Origin of the sequence: Nocardia sp. NPDC024068 (assembly GCF_040638875.1) — a bacterium.
In the GTDB taxonomy this organism is placed as follows: Bacteria; Actinomycetota; Actinomycetes; order Mycobacteriales; family Mycobacteriaceae; genus Nocardia.
Window position 1 is genome coordinate 1 of sequence record NZ_JBEZYU010000031.1, and the last position, 22,441, is coordinate 22,441.

A 22,441-nucleotide genomic window follows, 5' to 3' on the forward strand; every position below is an offset into this window, starting at 1 on the left:
AGATCGCCCGCTGCCTGGCCGATCTGGTGACCCTGGACACCCCCACTGTTTCGGTACTGCTCGGCCAGGGGACCGGTGGCGGCGCGCTGGCGCTGCACAGGACCGTCAGCGCGTCCACCGCGTCGGTGGCGACCGCGGTGGCGCCCTGGGCGCGATACTGGTCGAGATATTTGGTGAGCGGACCTGTGGACAACTCGGTTGCGGGGGGCCGTCACCGGCCGGTGACGCTCGCATACTGCCCCTATGACGACGCTTCGGCCACGCGGGCCACTCCTGCACCCCCGGGTACCGATTCTGGTGCGTTCCACCGGTCAGGTGCAGCTCGGCTGGGATCCGGACAGTGCGGTGCTGTGCGAGACGCCCGGCCTCGAGACCCGGCAGGTACTCGGATTCCTGCGACTACTCGACGGCCTCAACAGCCGGCCCCAGGTGATTTGGCAGGCCCGGGTGCTGGGCCTGGAACCGCAGCAGGCCACGGCCCTGTTCGAGGTGATCGATGCGGCGGGCCTGGTGGTCCATCCACCGGCTCCGGCCGGGCGGGTGCGATCCATCCGAGTGCACGGGGTGGGCCCCCTGGCCGAAGCGATAGCCGCCGGAATGCGCGAACTCGGTATCCGTCCGGCCCGCTCACGCGGCCATCGAGGGGAGCGCGAGGTCGCTGCCGGATCCGCCGACCTGGTGGTGCTGGCGGACGCCTTCATTCCGGATCCGCGGTTGGTCCGGGAACTGTCTCATGCGGGTACCGCCCACCTGGTCGTCCGTTTGCGGGACGGGAAAGGGTTGGTCGGGCCGCTGGTACTGCCGGGCCGCACCAGTTGCCTGCGCTGCGCCGATCTCACTCGCTGCGATCACGATGCCGAATGGCCGCGGCTGGCCGCGCAGTTACTGGGCCGGATGGGCCATGCCAGTCCGGCGGGGATCGCCGCCGTGGCCGCGCTGGCACTGGGCGAACTGGAGACCATCATCGCCTGTGAACCCGGTCGTCCGCCCGAAACGCTGAACCGGACGCTCGAACTCGATCTGGATTCCCGCCACCTGAGCCGCCGGTCCTGGCTCCCGCACATCCGCTGCGGATGCCTGGCGAACGCGGCGGCGGAGCGCCTGTGATGACACTCACACTTATCGCGGTGGTGGTAATTCTCTTCGCTTTTCCGTGGCAGATCCGCCGCTCCGTCGGCCATGATGGGGGAGTGTCTGAGATCGTGCGTCGGCCCATGTCCCGCAATGCGAAGTTGGCCAAGATTCCGCTGGGGGTGGCCGGCCGCGCGGCGGTGGGCTTCGGAAAGAAGCTCGCCGGAGGCGATCGCAAGGAAATCAGCACCGAGCTGAATCAGAAGGCGGCCGAGCAGCTGTTCACCGTACTGGGTGAGCTCAAGGGCGGCGCCATGAAGTTCGGCCAGGCACTGAGCGTGATGGAGGCCGCCGTACCCGAGGAGTTCGGCGAGCATTACCGCGAGGCGCTCACAAAATTGCAGGCGGCGGCGCCGCCGATGCCCGCGGCCACCGTGCACCGGGTCCTCGATCAGCAGCTCGGCACCGATTGGCGCAAACGTTTCGAATCCTTCGACGACACGCCCGCCGCGTCGGCGAGTATCGGTCAGGTGCACAAGGCGGTGTGGTCCGATGGCCGCCCCGTCGCGGTGAAAGTCCAGTACCCCGGCGCGGACGAGGCACTGCGCGCCGACCTGCGCACGCTCAACCGGATGACCGGGTTGTTCGCCAAGGTCATCCCCGGCGCCGATGTGAAACCTCTGCTCGCCGAGATCACCGAACGCACCGAGGAAGAGCTGGACTACCGCAACGAGGCCGCCAACCAGCGTGCCTTCAGCAAGGCCTACGACGGCCATCCGGAATTCGTGGTCCCCAAGGTCGTGGCCAGCGCGCCGAAGGTGATCGTCAGCGAATGGCTGGAGGGCACATCGGTTTCCGCCATCATCGCCGCGGGTCAGGCGGATCCCGAAGGCACCCGGGTATTGCGCAACCGGGTCGCGGGACTGCTTGGCAGGTTCCATTTCTCGGCTCCGGATACCGCCGGCCTGCTGCACGCCGACCCGCATCCCGGCAATTTCATGATCACCCCGGAAGGCAAACTGGCGGTGATCGACTACGGTGCCTGCGCGCCACTGCCGGGTGGGTTCCCGGAACTGCTGGGCCGCATTCTGGCTCTCGCGGTCGCCGAGGAATACGGCGAGCTCACCGAACTGCTGCACGCCAACGGCTGGGTGCTGCCGGGCCGGACCCTCACCGAGCAGGAGATCGAGGACTACCTGCGGCCGTTCACCGATCCGATCCGCTCCGAATCGTTCCATTTCACCCGGCGCTGGATGCAACGCGTGGCGGGAAAGGCGACCGACTACTCCTCGCCGGAGATGAAGACGGCCCGCGCGATGATGCTGCCGGGCGAATACGTCATGATCTTCCGGGTTCTCGGCGGATCGATCGGGATCTGCGCCCAGCTCGATGCCGAGGTGCCGTTCATGGGGCTGGCCGCGACCTGGCTGCCCGGTTTCCGCGACGAACGCGATAGCGCCTGAAAGTTCTTTCCGGACAACGGTGCGGTGGCCGCGCTGCACTGCCCTCCGTCGTTATCGTGACCCCGGACGCGAACGAGCCGCTCACCGGCGAAGCGATGAGCGGCTCGTTTCCTCAGGCGGTGCGCGTCCGGCGGGATTGCGGCGCAATCCCCGTCAGACACAGCTGGCGACCTTGCGCGGCCGGCCCCGCGGGCGCTTGCGAGCGATGACGACCCCCTGATCGAAGATCTCACCGCCCCAGACACCCCACGGTTCCCGGCGATCGATGGCGGCGGTCAGGCAGCCCTGCCGGATCGGGCAGGCCGCGCAGAGCGACTTGGCCTCTTCCAGCTGGTTCGGGCTTTCGGCGAACCAGAGGTCCGGATCCCCCGCCCGGCACGGCAGAGCGGGCAGCCGCGGGTCCACGGTTTCGGTTGCCAGGGTGCTACACGCCACATCAGTGGTGGCCGGCGGCCAGCTCTGGGTGGTGGTGACCACGTCGTTCTCCTTCAGCTTGTTGTGCAGCGGTTCGGTGTTGCTGTCGCGAGACCGATGCCTTGTGAGCTGAAGCCAAAAAATATGGCCACGGTCTCGCGTCTGCGATCCGTGGCCAGAAGGCGGGAGTGGTGCCCTACCTCGGTCGGCTCTGTGGCCGCCTGTTCACGGTCGCTGGGTGTCCTTTGCGGAGGCCTTCCGCGCGCTTATCGGCCGCCTCATATGCTGCGACGGGATCGATGGCGAGCGGGCCGGCTGCCACGGGTGCGGCGGCCGGATGCCAGATCGCGAAGGACTGGTCCTGCGGTTCGATGACGTTCAGATTCGAACGGCGAATGCGCGGTTGCGCACCGAAACCATCGGTGCAGGACCGGCCGGTCCCCTGCATAGCGAGGAACCCCCGGGAAGCAGCCGACAACCGCGTATTCAGCGCCACGGCACGAGTGCCGCGATTGGTGATGCCGTTCATCTGTCTGCCTCCCTCCATGTAGTCGTGATCCGAATTCCAACAGTGCGCGTCGATAACCCTCCCGAGCGCGATTACCACCTTAAGCAATCTCGCCGGAGTCGACAACCTATTTTCTACCTGCGGTTTTGCGCCGATCTCGACAACGGTGTGCCGCTACCGCCCGGAAGTCGCGCGGCGGCGGGACCGGATGATCGCCAAAACCTCCGCGCCGTACTGCCGGATCTTGCTCTCGGTGACCCCGAGCGCGGTGAGCCCGGCCTCGTCCTCGGGGAGCTGTTCGGCGATGGCGGTGAGTGTGTTCACACCGAGGATGCCCCGAGGATCCACGGCGAGTTCCGCCGCTTTCTCCCGGCGCCAATCCTGCAGCGCGCCGAGCAGTTCCGTATCCGGTTGTCCCGCACAGCCTTTACAGCGCCGCAGCAGCAGCGTCTCCGGTTCGAGCAGCGCCCGTCCGCAGACCCGGCACACCGGGCGGCTTTTGTCGGCCGGTGTCGCGGTGGTCGTGACCTGGGACGCGGGGGAGTCCTCGGGGACCAGTCCACCCAGAAATCGCGAGCGCCGCCGCGCGCGGCGATCCCCGTCACCGCGGGACAGGGCCCAGGACAGCAGCAGATGTACCCGGGCCCGGGTCACGCCGACGTAGAGCAGTCGGCGCTCCTCCTCCAGCGCGGCCGGGTCGGCGACCGAACCGTCGCCGTTGAGGGCATAGGAGATCGGCAGCGCGCCGTCGGTGAGCCCCACCAGGAAGACCGCGTCCCATTCCAGTCCCTTGGCGGCGTGCAACGAGGCCAGGGTCACCCCCTGGACGATGGGAGGGTGGCGCGACTCGGCCCGCGCCGCGAGTTCGCGCAGGAGCCCGGGTAGATCCAGCGCCGGTTCGTGCTCCACCAGTTCCTCGGTGAGCCGGACGAGCGCGACCAGGGATTCCCAGCGTTGCCGGGCCTGCGCTCCGGCCGGCGCCGAGTTGGTGAGACCGACCGAGGCGAGGGCGGCCCGGACCAGGGTGACCAGGTGCGTACCCGCGCGGGACGGATCGGGTAGATCGTCGCGGGCGGTGGCCTTGCGCAGTTCCTGCACCGCCTGGCGCACCTCCGGCCGCTGGAAGAAACCCTCGCCACCGCGGACCTGGTAGGCGATACCGTGCTCGGTCAGCGCCTGCTCGTAGGCCTCGGAATGCGCGTTGATCCGGTACAGCACCGCGATCTCGGCGGCCGGGGTGCCGTCCTTCATCAGCCGCTCGATACGCCGTGCGACGTCGGCCGCTTCCTCGGCGACTTGTCCGTACTCGGCGAACCCGGGTTCCGGACCGTCCGGGCGCTGCCCGACCAGTTGCAGGCGGGTGCCGGCGATACGGCCGTGTGCCATCCCGATCACCCGGTTGGCGAGACCGACGATCTGCGGTGTGGACCGGTAGTCGCGTTCCAGCCGCACCACGGTGGCGTCCGGGAATCGTCGTGAGAAATCCAGCAGGTGGGCGGGACTCGCACCGGTGAACGAGTAGATGGTCTGGTTGGCGTCGCCGACGACGGTGAGATCGTCGCGATCACCCAGCCAGGCGTCGAGTACGCGCTGCTGCAGCGGGGTGACGTCCTGGTACTCGTCGACGACGAAGCAGCGGTAGCGTTCGCGGAACACGTCGGCCACCGCCGGATAGTCCTCCAGCGCGGCGGCGGTGTGCAGCAGTAGATCGTCGAAGTCCAGCAGCAGGCCCTCGGGGGTGGTCTTGAGTGACTCGTAGGCCGCGTAGACCTCTCCGATCCGGGCGGCGGGGAAGGGTGTGTCGCGCCGGTGGCCGGCCGCCGCGGTCGCGTAGTCCTCGGGCGCGATCAGCGAGGATTTGGCCCATTCGATTTCGCTCAGAAGGTCTTTCACGCTATCGGTCCCCGAGGCCAGTCCCACCCGCTGGGCGGCTCGGGTCACCACCGGGAACTTGCCGTCCAGCATCCGCCACGGCACCTCGCCGACCACCTGCGGCCAGAAATACCGCAACTGCCGGAGGGCCGCGGCGTGGAAGGTGCGGGCCTGCACGGCCGACGCCGCGCCACCCAGGCCGAGGGCGCGCAGGCGGCCGCGCAGCTCGCCCGCCGCCCGGGCGGTGAAGGTCACCGCCAGCACTTGATCGGCGCGTACCTGACCGGCCGCGACCAGGTGGGCGATGCGGTAGGTGATGGTGCGCGTTTTCCCGGTGCCCGCCCCGGCGAGCACACAGACCGGTCCGCGGGGAGCGCGGACGGCGGCGGCCTGCTCGGGATCCAGCGCGGAGAGATCGAGTGCGGCCACGCGGTCCATTGTGCACAGCGTGCCCGACCGGTCTTCGGGCACGGCGTGCCCCGCGCTTCTTCGGGCACGGCGTGCGGCACGCTTCATCGGGCAGCGCGTGCCCGGAACACCCGCGGGGGCGGATGCGTTGCTCTCTGCGTGACTGAAGCGACACCGGATCTGACCATGTACTCGACCACCTGGTGCGGCTATTGCCGCCGGCTGAAGACACAGCTGAAGGAGGCCGGGATCACCTACGTGGAGATCGATATCGAGGACGATCCCGACTCGGCCGAGTTCGTCGGCAGCGTGAACAACGGCAACCACGTGGTGCCGACCCTGAAGTTCGCCGACGGTTCGACCGCGACCAATCCGTCCCTGGCCGAGGTGAAAAAGGTCCTCGCCCGGCTGGGCTGAGCCGGCGGGATCCGGATCGGCCGGACCCGGGACCGGATTCGATCCGGCACCGCGCCGCCGGGCATCGGAGGACACCGCGGCGCGCCCCGCGCCTCCCTGTCCCGCATCACGCGGGTCCGGATGGCTAGTGTTGACCGGGTGAATCGTCGGATCATCACGCTCTTGGTCGCCCTGGTTCCGGTGGTGTTGTTCGGTGTGATCGGCAGTGTGGCCACCGTGCCGTTCGTTGCGCTCGGTCCCGGGCCCACCGTCGATACGCTGGGCGAAGTCGACGGCGAGGACGTTGTCGAAGTGACCGGGGCCGAGGTCGACCGCACCTCCGGGCACCTCAATATGACCACGGTCGCCGTCCGCGACGGCCTGACCCTTTTCGAGGCGCTCGGCTTCTGGGTCAGCGGCCGGCACGGGATCGTGCCCCGGGCCGAGGTCTATCCGCCGGAGATCTCGCGCGAGGAAGTCGACCGGTCCAACGAGATGGAGTTCGCGAACTCCGAGAGCAACGCCGAGGTCGCGGCGATGCATCAGCTGAACCTGCCGACCGCGGTGCTGGTGCACGAGGTATCCGACCAGGGACCGTCCCACGATGTGCTGCGCCCGGACGATCAGCTCATCAGCGTGAACGGTAAACCGGTCGCGAGCACTCAGGACGTGGTCACCGAGGTGTCGAGCCGGGCGCCGGGCACGGTGGTCACGGTGGTGTACCGGCGCGACGGCGCCGAGCAGACCGCCAATATCGCCCTCGCCGCCCGCCCCGACGACGCGGCCAAGGGCTACCTCGGCCTGACTCCCACCGAATCGGCGGCGCCGCCGATGGAGATCACCTTCAACCTCGCCGATATCGGCGGGCCCTCCGCCGGGTTGATGTTCAGCCTGGCGCTGGTCGAGAAACTCAGCCCCGGGGAGCTGGACAGCGGTTCGTTCGTGGCCGGCACCGGCAGTATCGACGAGGACGGCAAGGTCGGGGCGATCGGCGGTATCCAGTACAAGATGATGGCCGCCCGGGAAGCGGGCGCGGAGACGTTCCTGGTGCCCGCGGGCAACTGCAACGAGGCGAGTCAGCGTATCCCCGACGGGTTGCGGCTGGTCCGGGTGGAGACCTTGGCGGGCGCGGTGCAGGCGCTCGAGGATCTGGGCGCCGGGCGGGAAGCGCCCGCCTGCGGCTGACCCCCGGCCGCGCCCGGCTGCCGTGTCCGCCGGAGATCAGTCGACGAAATCCTCGAAGGTATGCCGCAGGGCCTCCACCAGATTCGGTGCGAGATCCGGGTGCGTACGCAGTTCCAGCTGGTCCTCCGGCTCGTCGTCCGCGGGCCGGAGTTGCATCAGGCACAGGGTGTCTCCGGTGCGCAGCGCCGCGGCGAAGAGCCGGGCGTCGCGGCGTTCCGGATGTGCTTCGGCGGCGGCGCGACCCGCCGCGTCGGCGGCCTCGGCGTCGGCCAGCAGCGGGGTGAGCGCCTCGTCGAGCGCGTCTTCGGCGTCCGGTGGCAGCACCACGATCTCCTGGACGAGGATGCACCCGGCCACCGTGGGCGGCCAGCTGGTGGTGGCCAGGAACTCGTCGAGCGCCACCGTCCCGCCGGCGACCTCGTCCGGTAGCGGGTCCTGAGCGATCGGGGTCAGCTCGTCGGCGGTGTCGACCTGATCGATGAGCGCGGGTTCGGCCGCCACCAGGTCGGCGGTGCGGACCAGCGCGAACATCTGCGGAGCTCGACCCCAGCCCTCGGAGTCCACGAACTCCGCGACCTCGTGGACGGAACGGGCAAGGACGATTTCGGCATGCAGATCGGCGCTCACCCGACCATCCTCGCATCCGGTGCCGCGACACCGCCCCAACCCTGCGGTCGCGCACATGTCCGTTTTCCGTAAAGTGGGCGCAGAGGGTCCGTACGGACCCCGACCGCAACAATTCGGACTGCGGCGCAGCGGCCGGTGGCTCGCTACCGGGTCGCCCGCCGCCGGACCCTGGAGAGTGGCATCGTGGGCATGCGCCCCCCCGCCGGATTACCGTCGCTGTCCCGGCGCAGCCGTCTGCTGCTGGTGGGCGCGGTGGTGCTGGCCGCACTGCTGTTGGTAGGTCCCCGGCTCGTCGACACCTATACGAACTGGCTGTGGTTCGGGGAGGTCGATTTCCGCGGCGTCTATCTCACCGTGCTACTGACCCGGATCGCGGTCTTCGCGATCATCGCGCTGGTCGTCGGTGCGATCGTCTGGCTCGCACTACTACTGGCCTACCGGTCCAGGCCGGTATTCATACCGACCTCGGGCGCCGGTGATCCCATCGCCCGGTACCGGGCCACGGTGCTCGGCAAACTGAAACTGTTCGGGCTCGGCATCCCGGTGCTGCTCGGCGTGCTCTCCGGCCTGGTGGCCCAGTCGAACTGGGTGACGGTGCAGTTGTTCCTGCACGGCGGGTCGTTCGGCCGTACGGATCCGCAGTTCGGGCTCGACGTCGGCTTCTACGCCTTCGATCTCCCGTTCTACCGGATGGTGCTGAACTGGTTGTTCGTCGCCATCGTGATCGCGTTCTTCGCGAATCTGGTGACGCACTACATCTTCGGTGGTCTGCGGCTGACCGGACGCGAGGGTGTGCTCACCACTCCGGCGCGGGTCCAACTGGCGGTGATCGCGGGCCTGTTCGTGCTGTTGAAGGCCATCGCGTACTGGTTCGACCGCTATCAGCTGTTGATGAGCAACCGGAAGGAACCGACCTTCAACGGTGGTTCGTTCACCGATATCAACGCGGTGCTCCCGGCCAAGCTGATCCTGATGTCGATCGCGATCATCTGTGCGCTGGCGTTCTTCGCCGGGATCGTGCTGCGCGATCTGCGGGTTCCCGCGATGGCCGCGGCCCTGCTGGTGCTCTCCTCGGTGCTGGTCGGCGCGGTCTGGCCGTTGATGGTCGAGCAGTTCTCGGTCCGGCCGAACGCCGCGGAGAAGGAAAGCGAGTACATCGAGCGCAATATCGACGCCACCCGGCACGCGTACGGGATCACCGACGACAAGATCGAGTACATCGATTACAAGGGGGAGAGCAGCAAGAACCCGGTGAACGTGCCGGTCGACCACGCGACCATCGCCAACGCCCGGCTGCTGGACCCCAACATCCTGTCCCCGACCTTCACCCAGCTGCGTCAGCTCAAGAACTTCTACGGGTTCCCCGACACCCTCGATATCGACCGGTACTCGCTCAACGGGCAGATCCAGGACTACATCGTCGCGGCTCGCGAACTGTCGCCGGCCACTCTGAGCGGTAACCAGACCGACTGGATCAACAAGCACACCGTGTACACCCACGGCAACGGGTTCGTCGCCGCTCCGGCGAACCGGGTGAACCGGCCGCAGTCCGAGGATCCCAACGCGGGCGGCAGCAGCGACTCCGGCTATCCGATATTCCTGGTCAGCGATCTGTTCACACCCAAGGACCAGCAGCGGATCCCGGTGGATCAGCCGCGTATCTACTACGGCGAGCTGATTTCGCAGTCCGATCCCGACTACGCCATCGTCGGTACGAAGGAGGGACAGACCCCGCGGGAGTACGACACCGACCAGGCGCGCTTCACCTACGACGGGACCGGCGGCGTCCCGATCGGCAACTGGTTCAACCGGCTGGCCTTCGCGGCCAAATACGCCGAGCGCAACATCCTGTTCTCGTCGGCGATCAGCGAGGATTCGAAGATCCTCTACAACCGTTCGCCGCGCGATCGGGTGCAGAAGGTCGCGCCCTGGCTCACCACCGACGGCAATGCCTACCCCGCGGTCGTCGACGGCCGGATCAAGTGGATCGTCGACGCCTACACCACGCTGGACAACTACCCCTACGCGCAGACCACCTCGCTGGACGGCGCGGTGGAGGACAGTGTCGACCAGCGCACCGGCCGGTTGCTGCCGCGTAAAGAGGTCAGCTACATCCGGAACTCGGTGAAAGCCACCGTGGACGCCTACGACGGCGCCGTTGAGCTCTACGAGACCGACCCCGGTGATCCGGTCCTGCAGGCGTGGCGGGGTGTATTCCCGGACGCGGTGACCCCGGAGAGCGAGATCAGCCCCGAACTGCGTGAGCACTTCCGGTATCCGGAGGATCTGTTCAAGGTGCAGCGCGAGATGCTCACCAAGTATCACGTCGACGATCCGCGCGAGTTCTTCACCAACAACGCGTTCTGGTCGGTGCCCGCCGATCCCACCGTGGAAGGGGTGTCGGCGAGCCAGCCGCCGTACTACGTGCTGCTGGGCGATCCCGAGAGCGGTAAACCGGTGTTCAACCTGACCAGCGCCATGGTCGGCTACAACCGGCAGTTCCTCTCGTCCTATATCTCGGTGCGCTCCGACCCCGACGGGTACGGGAAGTTCAGAATCCTGCAACTACCGACCGATACCCAGACCCAGGGTCCGCAGCAGACGCAGAACACGATGACGACCGCTCCACAGGTCTCGCAGGAGAAGACCCTGCTGTCGAACTCGAACAAGATCAGATATGGCAATCTGCTGACTCTGCCGGTCGCCGACGGCGGCATCCTGTATGTCGAACCGTTCTACAACGAGCGCAATACCGGCCAGAACACTGCCACCTTCCCGCAACTGCTGCGGGTGCTGGTCAGCTATCGCGATCAGGCGGGCAGTGTGAAGGTCGGGTACGGGTCCACGCTGGCCGACGCGCTGAACCAGGTGCTGCCCGGTTCGGGTGCGCTGGCGACGCCCTCCGGCGGTGATCCGGCGATCAGACCCAGTCCCGGCGCCGCGCCACCTCCGGCCGCACCGGACGAGCCCCAGGACCAGGGCGCCGCGGGCAACGGCGGCACCCCGCCGACCGCGGGGACGGGATCGGCCACGCAGGCCGCGGCGGCCGCGGAACTCGATCGCAAGATCGAGGAGGTTCGCACTGCGATGCGCACCGGAAACTTCGAGGAGTTCGGGCAGGCGCTCGATGAACTCGAGGCGGCGGTGAAGGCATACCAGGACGCCGGTAGGTAACGGCTCGGCGGCCCGGGGGTTTCCCCGGGCCGCTCGGGTCTCCGGGACGGAGTGGCCGCCCACGAAGGCGGTTCGCCGTCCACGACGACGAAAGAGGCGCTGTCATCCATCGGATGACAGCGCCTCTTCGTATGCGCGGCGCTCCGGCGCTCAGGCGCCGGGGCGGATCACAGGTACGAGCCGCACACCGGCCACGCGCCGGGGCCCTGGGTGTCGAGCACGTTCTCGGCGACGCGGATCTGCTCCTCGCGGCTGGCGTTGGCGGCGCTACCGCTACCGCCGTTGGCCTCCCAGGTGCTCTGGGTGAACTGCAGGCCGCCGTAGAAGCCGTTGCCGGTGTTGGTGGACCAGTCGCCGCTGCTCTCGCACTGGGCGACAGCGTCCCAGTTGCCCGAGTCGGCCGAAGCGGTGGCAGTGGAAAGACCGAACGGTACGGCAACGAGTGCTCCGGCGATCGCGGTCATGCCGAGGGCGCGGGTGCTGAACTTTCGGGTCTTGGTCATATGCGAATCCCTCCCTGTGCCCACCGGCAGCGCGATCAAGGCTTGCGTGCCCCTGTCCCCAGGTGATGTGTCGGGGTTTGATCCGAACCGTGGGACAGGGTTGCCGGCGTTCTCCGGTTCGGTCCGGCCCGTCCCGGTTTGGTCGGGGCCTGCAAATGACCGTAACGGAGAAATCTCGTCAGATCACGTATCGATAACTATCGATAAGTCGATTGGTGCGAATCGGGAATATCTGGAAAACTGCTGGTCATATCCGGGATTTTCCGTACCCAGCCCGCACTGTGATGACACTGAAATGTGAGCGGGATCACCGATATTTCGTAATTCGTGTCACGAGCATTGCGGTAGAGATACGCGGCAATCCCTTCGTTAACATTCCGAAGCTGTTCGCGGCAGGGGTGACGCGACGGGTTTGCGGGGTCCTCGCGGAATGGGGGCGCGAATGGGTCCGCGGAGAGGCCCGCGGGTGGGTCGAATCGGTCGAGAAAGTGCCTCTGAGCGGCCGATTTGGCGTTGCGCGAAGGTCGTGTGTAATGTTGTCCTCACACCAACGCGGGGTGGAGCAGCTCGGTAGCTCGCTGGGCTCATAACCCAGAGGTCGCAGGTTCAAATCCTGTCCCCGCTACTACGAGAAGGCCCCGGAGATTATCTCCGGGGCCTTTCTCTTTCCCTCGTACGCCCCCTCTCTCTTGTGGCCGGCCTGATGGGCCGCTACCTCTGGCAGTGCGTCGCGGCCGTGCCCGCTCCGCGTGAATGGGCGAGCGCTTCGAGTCTCCGGTGTCCCGTGACTCCTCGTCGGCCCGGATTCGCGCGGGCCGGATCCGAGGACCGAACTGTGACGGTGGCCACCCCGGCTCCTGCGAACCGGGGCCTCGGGAGGGGCAGCTCGGCACCCGCCGGTGGTATGGCGAGGCGGCGAGGGGAATTCACGCCAATGGGGCAAATATGAGGCTAATCCGAGGGATTGGAGCGCACCGTGATGGGCCGGTCCGGTCCGTGATCACTATGAGGGTGCGGAAAAGGCCTCCGAGCAGGTGAATTCGACGCCGTATATAAACCGGCGGATAAATCGCATCGGTGTAATTCTTCGGATGCTCGGGTGCGGTAGGTGACGGTGTGGGCGGCACCGCCGGGCAGGAAAGCGAACCGTCAACGGGCGGAGGCGCTTCGGTCGCAGGCGGGCTCCGGTCCGGCGCTCGGGTGCCGGCCGTCGGGCCGCGCGGGCGGGCACGAAGGGGTCACGCGCCTGGGCGGGAGTTGTCTCCCGGTGACCGGAGCCGGTTCGCCTGACCCGCAACCGGCTCGCTGGACACTGCCTGCCGCGGGCGGGAGGATTGCCTGTCATGCCCTCGAATTTCACGCTGAAGGCCACCAACGCGGCCCACCGGGCGCTTCTGCGGATCAGCTTCGGCAGATGGGGAACCGAGTTCTACGGGATGCCCGCCCTCGAACTCACCACGATCGGGCGCAAGTCCGGCCGCCCCCGGTCGGTGATGCTGACCGCGCCGATCGTCGACGGCGACGAATACATCATCGTCGCTTCCCGCGCCGGCGACCCGACCCATCCCGCGTGGTACTGGAACCTGCGCGACAACCCCGCGGTCGAGGTCTCTTTCCCGGACGGCCGCCACATGCCGATGACAGCCTCCGTCCTGCCCTCGGAGGAGCGGGCACCGCTGTGGACCCGCGTCGTCGCCGACTATCCGGTGTACGGCGGCTACCAGGAGCGCACCACCCGCGAGATCCCGCTCGTGCGGCTCACTCCGCGATAGAAGGCCGCGCGGGTTTCCGCGGCAGAAGTCGCGATGGCAGCACCGGCCGATGGCGGACAGGATGGCATCGTGACCACGGTAACTCGACGCCCTGCGTCGCCGGGTCCGGCCGGTGGGCGGCTGAGGGTCAGGCGTTGCGGGTGAGGGTCGGGGGAGCCGATTCGGGCTCTCCGGCCGGTACCGGGTCGGCCATGATGTCGTGCCACCAGGAATCCAGCCGGCTCGGTTCGGGCCAGATCACGGGGGCGTGCTCGGAGTTCAGTTCCACGTCGTTCTCCTCGGGGCCGGTGTTGTCGGGCATCCTTGCCTCCTGTACGCGTGGTCACCGGTGGATCACCGCGTGCACAGCACGCCGCCACGAATGCGCCCCCGAAACCGGTTCGCCGGGAATTCCCGCGACCGAGCAACGTGGTGACAGCAGTTCGCCGGACCCGCCCGGTACCAATCTGCCGCAATTCTAGCCTTTTTCGATCGCGCTGCCCACAGATTCGTAATCCGGTGAAATCGATCATTTATCCGATGTGACGGCCGCCCGCCGCACGGTATGCTGGATAAGTCTGTGCGAGAACAGATTCCGGGGACGTATCGCCGCTCGCGCGGGTCGGTGCCGACAAAACGACCGGTTTGTAGAATGTGCCGAGGGTATTACGCACTGTGCGCGCGAAATCTTGAATTAATGCCGGTGTAAATGTTCTTTCATTTGCTCGTGCATTCGGCCGGTACCATGTGAAATCTCGGTGAAGTGCCGGCCGCGGTGCCGTGTTCCCGCCGCTGAGTAGACTCCCAGGCATGTCGGTGGCGTCGTCGCGGTCGCGGGTCCCGGGAGCGGTGAACGGCTACGAGGCGCGCTGGGAACAGCACAATACGGAGCGCCGCCTGAGCATCCTGCGGGCCGCGGTCGAACTGCTGGAGGAGAAGCCGCTGGGGGCCGATATCCCGGTGCACGAGATCGCCAAACGCGCCGGGGTCGCCAAATCGGTCGTCTACCGGCAGTTCAGCGGCAGGGAAGATCTGGACCGCAGGATCCGGTCGTATCTGATCGACGACCTCGGGGCCGTCCTGGACGTGCAACTGGACGTCTCGTCGGGGTCCGTGCGCGAGATCATCACCCGGACCGTGCGCGCGGTGGCGGACTGGATGGGCGACCATCCCAACCTGACCGCGTTCGCGCGCACCGGCCCACCGGCCGGCGGGCCGGATTCGGTCGACGCGATCAGCAGTCTCAAAGGCCGGATCACCGAACGGTCCCGGGAATTGATCGAGACGATCGCCCGGATCGTGGGCGTGGACGCCGTGGCGCTGGAACCGGTGCCCTTCGCGGTGGTGACCATGGTCGAGGGGGTGCTGTCCGCCTGGGTCGCCGAGCCGGAGCACAGCCGTACCCGTGCGGAGATGATCGCGGACCTGTCCGCCTACTCCTGGTATGTCCTCGACGGCGCGGCCCGCGCTCTGGGGGTGGAGGTCGATCCGGACCGGGAACTCGCCGAGGTGGTCGCCGGACTCGACGCCGCGACCTGACGCGCCGGTGCGGACCGGGCCGAACGTCATCGGTCGGCCCGGCGTACCGGGTCAGGCCACAGCGGGTCTTACCCGGCGTTCTGGTTCGCTGCGGTAGCGCGAACGGTCACCGTCGATTCCGAGCGCCTTCCACAGGCGGCGGGCGACCGGATTCATCAGGCCGAGCTCGTCGGCGAGGGTGCGCATATCGCCGAAATAGCCGGCCAGGATCCGCCGCGAGTGCGGGCTGCGCCAGAAGGCCTCCCGGATGACCTCGCGCGGGATATCGAACCGCCGCGCGAATTCCGGTGGCGGCGCCATGATCTCGCCGGCCAGCCAGCGCAGCGCCAGTGGGAAGGTGACTCCGCACACCGCGGTGGAGACCGGGCCGAGGCGGGCGATATGGGCCCGGAGGAATTCCCCCGCGAAGGAGATGTGGCGGGCCTCCTCGGCGATATGGATTTCCATCGTCCGCACGACCAGCGGCGGCAGCTTCGCGCCGTCGCGGATCATCGCTTTCTGATAGTGGTCGATGGGCTCCTCGCCGCCCAGGATTCCGAGGAAGAGCACGACATGGGCGTAGCCGCCGGCCACCCCGATGAACGGCGAAAGAGCGCGGAAGATCGGGCGCATTCCGGGGACGTCGTCACCGATGCGGTTGACCAGTTCCTGGAACATCTGGATGTGATTGCACTCTTCGGTCATCTCGTGCAGGCAGTATCGGAACTCCGGGGAGCCGTTGGGCAGTTTCGCGATGTACTGCATCATTCCGCGGATCAGGACCGTTTCGAAGGCCGCGCCCACCTTGATGGCATTCGCGATCCGCCAGCGGCCGATCTCGATCTGTTTCTCGACCGGCAGGTCGCGGTACCAGCGGGTGGCGCCGAGCGGGTCGTACTCGGGGGACAGGACCCAGCGTGGATCGTCCCGGTCGAGGGCGAGCTCGGGAGAGTCCCACTCGATATCGAGATAGGGGTCGAAGCGGCGGTGCACCGAGCCCTCCGACAGCATTTCCAGCGTCTCGCGGTACCGGGCGTCCAGTTTCGGAGCCCGCGGCAGAGTCGACGGCGTCATCGATGCCTCCTCGTGCGGTATGGCGTACATCTCTCTGCTCCGAATTTACCGGGACTCGGGGTCTCAGTAAATAGCGTGGGGGTGGGTGACACCTGATCGTGCTGTACGCGGCCGTGCCGATCCGGGCCGTGACCGGGTGAAACCGGTCGGCCGGACAGGTGGAGGACGCGCCGGTTCGTCGTGGACCGGAGCGCGGGATCAGGAGGAAACGGTGCTCGTATGGACTCGGACGGTCTCGAGGGTGTCGTGGGCCGGATGGAAATCGAGGATCAGCAGCGCGGGCCCGGCCGGGAGGTCGACGCTGATCGTCACCGAACGGCCCGCCGCCAGGGTTTTCCCCTGCCGCAGGCCGCGGGCCCGAGCGGTGAACTCCGTGGCGGAAACGGTTTCTCCGGACCACAGCAGTACCGTGTCGCGGCCGCCGGCCAGGGTGTGCAGCGTCGAATGGTCGCCCGCGGTGGCGGCCGCGCACAGCCGCTGCGCGATCCGCTTACCGGTGCGGCCGATACCCGTGCATGCCCGCGCCATCCCGATCAGCCCGCTCGGCCCCTGATTGCGCAGCAGCAGTGCGCCGAGCCGGGTGCCCGCGCGCAGCCCGGCGAGCCCCGTCCCCATGAGCTGCCCGACCATCGGCAGCAGCTCCCAGTAGGCGGCCAGATGGCCGATACGCAGTTGCCCGTCCTCTTCGACGACCTCGTAACGCAGATGCATCGGGACCCGCACCCGGGCTCCGCTCGCCATGGTGATGGTGATGGAGAGGTCGCGTAGAACGGTCGCGGGCCCGGTGAAATCGTGCGCGACATCGAAGACGATCTCGTTCGGCGCGATGAAGGTGTCGTAGAAGCGGGCGATCGCGTCGTATCCGGTGTGCGGCGTCGACCCGACCGGATCGTTGACCACCGCGGCGCGGGCGAAAAGGCCCACCCAGGCGTCCCGATCGTGGGCGGCCACCGCGCGGGGCGAGGCCAGTACGGCGTCGCGCAACTGGGTGGCGGTCGGGTCCAACGGCACGGTGGCTCCTTCGGGTATCCGGATTCGGCGCCCATAGTAGAACAAGTTCTACCGGCCTTCGCTGCCCGCCGACCTGCCTGCTTGTGAAAATGTCGGTGCCGTGCGGCATCATCTGTGCACGCAGCTATTCGACGAAACAAGTGAGATTGCCCGGAGTGCGCCATGCCGTCGCGAACACCTTCGAACGCGAAGCCGAAACCTCTGTCCGACAACGACCTCGAGCAGATCGCCGCGGAGATCGCGGCGGGGCGCCCGCCGATGGTCTGGTTCACGGCCGCGGCGGTGGGGGTCACCGAAGGGCGGTCGGGAAAGGTCGTATCGCTCGGTGACCCGGCGGACGGCGATTTCCTGCAGATCCGGCCCACCGGTTCCAAGGATGTACTGTCGTTCGGTCCCACCGAGGTCACCCTCATCAAACCCCCGCGTGATCGGCCGGCGGGCACTGCGCCCGCGCCCAAATCCGCGCCCGACCAGAAGGAAACGTCCGTGACTCCCGCCGCGTCCCCGTCCGCGTCCACCGCCGCGGCCAAGAAGCCGGCCTCCGAGACGCCGGCCGCCCCGGCGCCGAAGGATTCCGCCGCCGACCCGAAACCCGCCACCGCGCCGCGTACCCCGGCGGCCCGGGCGGCCAAGGCTCCGGCCGCCCGCAAGCCGAAAGGCCCCGAGGTCACGGTCACCATCAACGGCACCGCCGAGGGCGAGTGGACCGTCGATGTGACCAACGGCAAGAAGCGCACCACGCGCGCCCTGCCGGTCACCGGCCCGGCGGTGGCGCAGGCGGCGAAGCTGCTGCACCCCGAGGTCGCCGAGGTGGTCGAGGGATTGCAGGAGTCGGTCCGCGGTGCCCAGGAAGCCAAGGTCCAGCAGTTACAGGCCGAACTGGAACAGGCCCGGAAACTGCTCGAGGAACTCTCGGACTGATATCGCGATCAGACCGCGGTTTCCCGGGGGCGCCAGCCCTGCTGGATCGGCTCGGTCGGCGCATGCCGGATCGTGTCGTGGAACATGTAGCCGAAACCGCGGCGCTTCGCCATATACATGGCCGCGTCCGCATCGCGGATGAGATCGTAGACGGTGGCGTCGATATCGCGGGGGCCGCCGCACGCCAGTCCGATACTGGCGGTGAGCGGCACCTCACCGGTGCTGAGCGGGAACGGTTTCATGAAGATCCCGAGCAGCCGCTCGGCCATGGTCGTCGCCTCGTCCCGGTCCAGCGGTGCCAGCACGATGAATTCGTCACCGCCGTACCGGGCCACCACGTCGTCGCGGCGGACCGCGGTGCGGATCCGTTTCGCCGCCTGCACGATCAGCTCGTCACCGACCGTATGGCCGTAGCTGTCGTTGATCGCCTTGAACTCGTCGAGGTCCACGAACAGCAGACAGAGCGGCCGCTCGGCCCAGTCGCGGTGATCCCGGTGCAGCACTCGCAGCAGCGCCGAACGGTTCAGCAGGCCGGTGAGTGGATCGTGGTCGGCCTGATACCGGGCGCGCCGTTCGCTGCGAGTGCTACGGCCGATGGCGCGTTCGCTGCGGATCAGCAACCCGATGAGCAGCAGGGCCAGGACGGTGGACACCACCACCTGGTCCAGTTGGCTCAGCGGCGCGCGTGCCACCGGCACCAGGGAGGAAACCACCAGTGCCACCGCGATCACGCTGGCACGCTGGCGGGAATGGTGCGGCCGGACCGGACGCCGTTCGCTCACCGCCGCCATCGTCGGATGCAGCGCCGCCGCCCCGAACGTCGCGAACGCGCCGAGCAGCGGCAGTAACAGCAGAGTCGGATCCGTGGTGAGCGTTCCGGCCGCGGTGAGCCGGAAGCCGATCTCGGTCAGCAGGGTGAAGGCCAGGCCGATATGCAGCAGCCGCAGTGCGGTTTCCGAGCGGCTCGAGGTCGCGAGCGAATGGGCGAGCAGCGTCAGCAGCAGCGCGTCGAAGACCGGATACGCCACCACGGTAAAGGTGTTCATCCGGCCCTCGACGGTATGCAGGACGGGGGCGATCAGGAAGATCCAGGAGGCGAGCAGGGCGCCGAGACCGATCAAACCCGAATCCAGCAGGACATCGGGGTGCGCCCGGGTCTGACGCGGACGCAGCCACAGCAGCGCCGCCGCCCCGGTGGCGATATATCCGGTGAGCGTGCAGATCTCGTCGAGAGGGCTGGACGGCGCCGATCCGAATTCACGCAGGACGGTACCGAGTGTGTACGGAACAGTGGCCGCCGCCAGCAGATACCACGGCAGGGGATGGGCCGGTGTGTGCCGGCGCACGCCGAAACCGGCCACCGTCACGGCGGCGCTCGCCGCGAGCAGAGTGGCGGTGACGGACAGCAACGGGGAACCGAGCACCAGGGGAATCACGACCAGAAGGCCCGCGGCCGTGAAAAGTGCTGCACAGAGAAACTTCCGGTGGAAAACCTGTCGTCCTGCACCCTGCGAGTCGCTGATTATCATCAGCCCCCCTTTGGTCGCTCCATTCCCGGTGAAATCGAGCCGCGTCGCAGGCCTGGGAATCCTTGTCTGTCGTGCTCTACCAACCCATCGAGCGGCGGCTGACGAAACCGAGTTTTCCTGTACGAGGGGACGTCCGAACCGAACGCGAACGTTCGGCCATCAAACCTGGACTACTGGTCCGATGATGACACGGAGTGTCGAATTTGTCGCTGTCTTGGCGCAACAACGTCGTAACGGCTGTCTCGCCGGTGGCGGCGTCGCGCGGTGCGGCGGGTCCCGGCTCGTACGGTGGTCCGGTGACACCACGCGAGGAGAGCATCCATTCCCGCCGACTCTGGGCGGCGCCGGGCCGGGTCAATCTGATCGGTGAGCACACCGACTACAACGACGGTTTCGTCCTGCCGATCGCGATACCGCTGGCGGTCACCTGCGCCGGGCGGCGCCACCCCGACGATCTGGTCCGGGTGAGTTCCCGGCAGCGTCCGGGTGAACCGGTGCGGTTGCCGGTCGGAACGCTGCGCGCCGAACGTGACCTAGTACCGGGATGGGCGCGTTACCCGCTCGGGGTGGTGGCCGAGTTCGCCCGGCGTGGCCACCGGACCGACGGCCTGGAGCTGGAATTCGACGGTGACGTTCCGGCCGGCGCCGGACTGTCGTCGTCGGCGGCGCTGTGCTGCGCGACCGCGGTGGCAGTCCGTGACCTGTGCGCGCCGTCGGTCGCCGACCGGGAACTGATCGATATCGCCCGCGCCGCCGAGAACGACTATGTGGGCGCCCCCACCGGGATCCTCGACCACGCCGCCTCGATCCTGTGCACGGCCGGGCACGCGCTGTTCCTGGACGTCAGAGCGTTTCGGGAAACGGAAACCGTTGGCTACGAACAGATTCCGTTCGATCTGTCGGCAGCGGGGCTGCGTCTGCTGGTCATCGATACCGGGCAGACCCATGAACACGCCGGCGGCGGGTACGGCGCCCGGCGGGCCGAATGCGCCGCGGCCGCCGAAGCGCTGGGCGTGGGATCGCTGCGCGATATCGGTGCACCGGAGGGGCTGGCCGATCTCACCGACCCGGTGCTGTACCGGCGGGCCCGTCATGTCGTGACCGAGAACGATCGGGTGCGCGCCGTCGCCGAGACGCTGCGCGGCGGCGCCGATCCGCGGGCGGTCGGGCCGCTGCTCTCGGCGGGACATATTTCGTTGCGTGACGATTTCGAGGTCTCCACCGCGGTACTGGACGCGGCTGTGGAGGCCGCCGAGGCCTCCGGAGCATACGGCGCGCGGATGGTGGGCGGTGGTTTCGGCGGCAGCATCATCGCGCTGGTGGATACGGCGGGGGCGGATCGGGTGCAGGAATCGGTGCGGGAACGGCTCGCGGGCATGGGGTTCGGCAATTCGCGCACGTTCGAGGCCGTGGCCTCGCCGGGGGCCGGCCCGGCCCGGTGACACGGGTCGGTCCGGCCCCCGGCGATACGGGTCGGTCCGGCCCCGGTGACAGGGCCGGACCGCCGGCGGCTGCGGCGTCAGGCCGAAGCGCGGGCCCGCTGCACCAGGCCGACCGCGATATCGACCACCAGGAAGGTCAGCAGGCTCACTCCGAATACCGGTGCGAACCAGCCGATCAGCAGCGCCGCCGCGAGTACCGGTACCGCCAGCGGTATCGAGCGCCGCAGCGCGCCCCGGCGGGGCGGCCTACCGAAGGTGAACCATCCGGCGTCCCGGGTGGGTCGCCGCCGCCACCACATCAGATAGCCGCGGACGATGACGGTGACCAACCCGATCGCGGCGGCCAGCAGCAGCAGCTGGTTGAGCAGGCCGAACAACAGGCCCATATGGAGCTGGATCCCCCAGTTGGCCAGTTTGGCCATCAGCGACCAGTCCGAGTACGGGAGTAGCTGGACCACGGCGCCGGTGGCGCCGTCGACCGAGACCGAATCCGCGCTGAGAACCCCTGGCAGCCGGCGTTCCTTCACCACGAACGCGGTGTGGTCGTCGGCGGGTATCGAAATCTCCGCGGGCCCCGTGACACCCGCTTCCACGGCCGTGGCGTCCACCACGTCCAGTTGCCGGATACGTTCGGCGGGAACGGTGTGGGTGGTCACGGCCCCGCCGTGATGGCCGGCGTGGCCGGAATGCTCCGCCGCGGCGGAGCCGGGCAGGGCGGTTTCGACCACCGGGGTGGTCCAGCTGAGATCCTCCCGGAGTTTCTCGATGTTGGCGCCGGCATAGGCCGACCAGGTGAGGCCGGTCGCCGAAAGTATCAGCGCCGCCGGCAGGATCCATACACCCACCGCGGCGTGCCAGTTGAGACGCCGTTCCCGGGCGCCCTGTGCCAGGTTCGGTACGAACAGCCAGCGCGCCGAATCGCGCTGTCGCCGCGCGCGGACGCGCCGCACCCACAATACGAGCCCGGCCAGCGCGATCAGCCACAGCCAGGAGGCGGCCAGTTCGGAGTAGAGCCGGCCCGGTTCACCCAGGTGCAGATGCCGGTGCAGCTGGGATATCCAGGTGCGGAAGGGCAGGGCGCCGGAACTGCCGTACACCACTTCCTCGCCGACCGGTCGCGCGGTGACGGGGTCGACGAACACCGACCGTCGCAAGGATTCGCCGAGCGTGGGGTCGGTGAACAGGACCCGCGTGGTTTCGCCCGGAGCGGGGGCGGGGGAGACGGCGTTCAAGGTGAGATCGGGCCGTTGGGCGACACCCGCGGCCACCTGTTCCGACAGCGGTTTGGCCGGGCCTTCGGAGTCCACGAACAGCACATCACGGTCGACGAAATTCTCGATGGCCGGCGCTATCGCGTACAGCCCGCCGGTGAGCGCCGCGATCAGCAGGAACGGTCCCACGAAGAGACCGGCGTAGAAGTGCAGCCGCAGCGCCAGGCCGCGTACGGCGCCCCTGCCCTGCTGCCGTGGGGCGGGTGTCTCGGGCACCGGAGGTTCCGATGCCGTCGAGAGATCAGTGGTGGTGCTCAACAGTCATACCTGCGTCCTGAATGGGCCGGCGTACGGCCGGAGGAA

The 22,441-nt window shown here is 68.1% G+C and carries 20 protein-coding genes and 1 tRNA gene; 10 read left to right on the plus strand and 11 right to left on the minus strand.

Annotated elements, in window-relative coordinates:
- Window positions 1–193, minus strand: a 193-nt coding sequence (locus AB0F41_RS21240) for a hypothetical protein (RefSeq protein WP_357426334.1), incomplete at its 3' end; no start/stop codon positions are given.
- 50 nt (window positions 194–243) lie between these two features.
- Here AB0F41_RS21240 and AB0F41_RS21245 point away from each other — a divergent pair.
- Together AB0F41_RS21245 and AB0F41_RS21250 are read left to right on the plus strand one after the other, a co-directional pair.
- Window positions 244–1,107 (plus strand): TOMM precursor leader peptide-binding protein, encoded by an 864-nt coding sequence (locus AB0F41_RS21245; RefSeq protein ID WP_357426336.1) that lies wholly within the window; start codon window positions 244–246, stop codon window positions 1,105–1,107.
- Between the two features lie 107 nt (window positions 1,108–1,214).
- Entirely contained in the window at window positions 1,215–2,534 is a 1,320-nt protein-coding gene (locus AB0F41_RS21250) for an AarF/UbiB family protein (RefSeq protein WP_357426435.1), read from the plus strand.
- 153 nt (window positions 2,535–2,687) lie between these two features.
- On the opposite strand, the gene AB0F41_RS21255 is transcribed toward AB0F41_RS21250, so the two are convergent.
- The 3 genes from AB0F41_RS21255 to AB0F41_RS21265 all read right to left on the minus strand — a co-directional run bounded on the left by AB0F41_RS21255 (window position 2,688) and on the right by AB0F41_RS21265 (window position 5,766).
- Window positions 2,688–2,969, minus strand: a complete 282-nt coding sequence (locus tag AB0F41_RS21255; protein ID WP_357426437.1) for a WhiB family transcriptional regulator — start codon at window positions 2,967–2,969, stop codon at window positions 2,688–2,690.
- A 175-nt stretch (window positions 2,970–3,144) separates the two neighbouring features.
- Window positions 3,145–3,477 (minus strand): hypothetical protein, encoded by a 333-nt coding sequence (locus AB0F41_RS21260; protein ID WP_357426338.1) that lies wholly within the window; start codon window positions 3,475–3,477, stop codon window positions 3,145–3,147.
- A 153-nt stretch (window positions 3,478–3,630) separates the two neighbouring features.
- Window positions 3,631–5,766 (minus strand): ATP-dependent DNA helicase UvrD2, encoded by a 2,136-nt coding sequence (locus AB0F41_RS21265; protein WP_357426340.1) that lies wholly within the window; start codon window positions 5,764–5,766, stop codon window positions 3,631–3,633.
- Between the two features lie 156 nt (window positions 5,767–5,922).
- On the opposite strand from AB0F41_RS21265, the gene AB0F41_RS21270 reads away from it, so the two are divergent.
- A complete protein-coding gene (locus tag AB0F41_RS21270; protein WP_357426439.1) occupies window positions 5,923–6,153 on the plus strand; it encodes a mycoredoxin in 231 nt (76 codons plus the stop codon).
- A gap of 138 nt (window positions 6,154–6,291) precedes the next feature.
- Window positions 6,292–7,317: a PDZ domain-containing protein gene (locus AB0F41_RS21275; RefSeq protein ID WP_357426342.1), complete on the plus strand. Its 1,026-nt coding sequence runs from the start codon at window positions 6,292–6,294 to the stop codon at window positions 7,315–7,317.
- Window positions 7,318–7,353: 36 nt separating this feature from the next.
- On the opposite strand, the gene AB0F41_RS21280 is transcribed toward AB0F41_RS21275, so the two are convergent.
- Entirely contained in the window at window positions 7,354–7,944 is a 591-nt protein-coding gene (locus tag AB0F41_RS21280; RefSeq protein WP_357426344.1) for a PPA1309 family protein, read from the minus strand.
- A gap of 183 nt (window positions 7,945–8,127) precedes the next feature.
- Here AB0F41_RS21280 and AB0F41_RS21285 point away from each other — a divergent pair, with 183 nt between their 5' ends.
- On the plus strand, window positions 8,128–11,118 hold the full coding sequence (locus AB0F41_RS21285) for a UPF0182 family protein (RefSeq protein ID WP_357426346.1): 2,991 nt from the start codon (window positions 8,128–8,130) through the stop codon (window positions 11,116–11,118).
- 167 nt (window positions 11,119–11,285) lie between these two features.
- Here the strand turns inward: AB0F41_RS21285 and AB0F41_RS21290 are convergent, their stop codons facing one another.
- Window positions 11,286–11,621 (minus strand): transglycosylase family protein, encoded by a 336-nt coding sequence (locus tag AB0F41_RS21290; RefSeq protein WP_357426348.1) that lies wholly within the window; start codon window positions 11,619–11,621, stop codon window positions 11,286–11,288.
- Between the two features lie 551 nt (window positions 11,622–12,172).
- Here AB0F41_RS21290 and AB0F41_RS21295 point away from each other — a divergent pair.
- Both AB0F41_RS21295 and AB0F41_RS21300 read left to right on the plus strand, forming a co-directional pair.
- Window positions 12,173–12,246: transfer RNA gene (locus AB0F41_RS21295), tRNA-Met, on the plus strand.
- A 718-nt stretch (window positions 12,247–12,964) separates the two neighbouring features.
- On the plus strand, window positions 12,965–13,393 hold the full coding sequence (locus AB0F41_RS21300; protein WP_357426350.1) for a nitroreductase/quinone reductase family protein: 429 nt from the start codon (window positions 12,965–12,967) through the stop codon (window positions 13,391–13,393).
- Between the two features lie 127 nt (window positions 13,394–13,520).
- On the opposite strand, the gene AB0F41_RS21305 is transcribed toward AB0F41_RS21300, so the two are convergent.
- Window positions 13,521–13,694 (minus strand): hypothetical protein, encoded by a 174-nt coding sequence (locus AB0F41_RS21305; protein ID WP_357426352.1) that lies wholly within the window; start codon window positions 13,692–13,694, stop codon window positions 13,521–13,523.
- A 488-nt stretch (window positions 13,695–14,182) separates the two neighbouring features.
- On the opposite strand from AB0F41_RS21305, the gene AB0F41_RS21310 reads away from it, so the two are divergent.
- Window positions 14,183–14,911, plus strand: coding sequence for a TetR/AcrR family transcriptional regulator (locus AB0F41_RS21310; protein WP_357426353.1), 729 nt, complete (start codon window positions 14,183–14,185; stop codon window positions 14,909–14,911).
- A gap of 51 nt (window positions 14,912–14,962) precedes the next feature.
- Here the strand turns inward: AB0F41_RS21310 and AB0F41_RS21315 are convergent, their stop codons facing one another.
- Both AB0F41_RS21315 and AB0F41_RS21320 read right to left on the minus strand, forming a co-directional pair.
- A complete protein-coding gene (locus AB0F41_RS21315) occupies window positions 14,963–15,964 on the minus strand; it encodes a diiron oxygenase (protein ID WP_357426355.1) in 1,002 nt (333 codons plus the stop codon).
- A 198-nt stretch (window positions 15,965–16,162) separates the two neighbouring features.
- Window positions 16,163–16,975, minus strand: coding sequence for a nuclear transport factor 2 family protein (locus AB0F41_RS21320; RefSeq protein WP_357426357.1), 813 nt, complete (start codon window positions 16,973–16,975; stop codon window positions 16,163–16,165).
- Between the two features lie 162 nt (window positions 16,976–17,137).
- On the opposite strand from AB0F41_RS21320, the gene AB0F41_RS21325 reads away from it, so the two are divergent.
- Complete coding sequence (locus AB0F41_RS21325; RefSeq protein WP_357426358.1) at window positions 17,138–17,896, plus strand: DUF6319 family protein; 759 nt, start codon at window positions 17,138–17,140, stop codon at window positions 17,894–17,896.
- 8 nt (window positions 17,897–17,904) lie between these two features.
- Here AB0F41_RS21325 and AB0F41_RS21330 read toward each other — a convergent pair whose 3' ends face one another.
- Window positions 17,905–19,332 (minus strand): GGDEF domain-containing protein, encoded by a 1,428-nt coding sequence (locus AB0F41_RS21330; protein ID WP_357426360.1) that lies wholly within the window; start codon window positions 19,330–19,332, stop codon window positions 17,905–17,907.
- 389 nt (window positions 19,333–19,721) lie between these two features.
- On the opposite strand from AB0F41_RS21330, the gene galK reads away from it, so the two are divergent.
- The gene (gene galK / locus AB0F41_RS21335) at window positions 19,722–20,867 is read left to right on the plus strand and encodes a galactokinase (RefSeq protein WP_357426362.1); all 1,146 of its coding nucleotides are present in this window, start codon (window positions 19,722–19,724) and stop codon (window positions 20,865–20,867) included.
- Between the two features lie 77 nt (window positions 20,868–20,944).
- Here galK and AB0F41_RS21340 read toward each other — a convergent pair whose 3' ends face one another.
- Window positions 20,945–22,354 carry a PepSY domain-containing protein gene (locus AB0F41_RS21340; protein ID WP_357426441.1) on the minus strand — a complete coding sequence of 470 codons (1,410 nt, stop codon included), beginning with the start codon at window positions 22,352–22,354 and terminating at the stop codon, window positions 20,945–20,947.
- Between the last annotated feature and the right edge of the window lie 87 nt (window positions 22,355–22,441).